The organism is Stenotrophomonas sp. HMWF003 (genome assembly GCF_003061285.1).
In the GTDB taxonomy this organism is placed as follows: Bacteria; Pseudomonadota; Gammaproteobacteria; order Xanthomonadales; family Xanthomonadaceae; genus Stenotrophomonas; species Stenotrophomonas maltophilia_AP.
Genome location: NZ_QAIW01000316.1, coordinates 1 through 872, shown reverse-complemented (window position 1 = coordinate 872; position 872 = coordinate 1). Strand labels below are relative to the sequence as shown.

Below are 872 nucleotides of genomic sequence, written 5' to 3'. Positions count from 1 at the left end.
GCGTGGTGGCCAGCCGCAGGGCCAGCGCCGTGGCGGTGGCAATGGCGGCGGTGGTGGCCGTGGCCAGGGCGGCGGCGGTGCCCGCGCCAGCTGATCCGTTCGCGGACCGGTGAAACAGACAAGGGCGACGCTTCATGCGTCGCCCTTTTTTGTGCCGGATGGGAGGCCCCGGTAGAGCCGACCGTTGGTCGGCTGCGCACCGTTCGGGCAGCGCGGTAGAGCCGACCGTTGGTCGGCTGCGCACCGTTCGGGCACCCCGATAGCCGACCAACGGTCGGCTCTACCCGCGGGCGTCAGCTGCGTTGTTTGGTCGGGTTGAGCTGGTTGCCGAAGAAGATGGCGTTCAACAGCAGGCGCTCGGTGCCGTGCCAGTACTTGCGGTGGGCCGGGTCGTCGGCGAACAGCACCACGTTGCCCTGCCCCTGCGGCGATACCAGCAGCCAGGCTGCACCCGCGACGCGGTTGCGGTTGGTCTCGGACAGGTAGCCGTTGACGCGCGGCGTTTCATCCACCCGCACCACGGTGGAGAACGGATTGCGGCTGGGCTTGAAGCGGATGCCGTTTTCCTTGTTGATCGCCAACTGCGTGCGCGGCAGGCCGAAGCCCAGCGGGTGGCTGGTGTCCACGTCGGCACTGAGGATGTTGCCGCTCACCCGTTCGATGGCGGCAATGTCGCGCTGGTCGCCGAAGGCACGCCGCGCTGCGTCGGGTTCCTTCTCGTCCTCGCCCAGCACTTCGTCGGCCAGCTTCTGTTCGATCGCCCAGCGCGCGGCGGTGCCGTAGGTCACCAGCGAACCGCCCGCGTTGATCCAGCGCTTCAACGCAGCCACCGCAGCAGCGTCCACGTCGGTGTAGGTGCCGCCGGCCAGCAC

General features: G+C 69.0%; 1 pseudogene. It reads right to left on the bottom strand.

The window, feature by feature from the left end:
- Positions 1–293 precede the first annotated feature (293 nt).
- A pseudogene (locus DBR34_RS12900) lies at positions 294–872 on the bottom strand (peptidase M14); the annotation flags it as partial.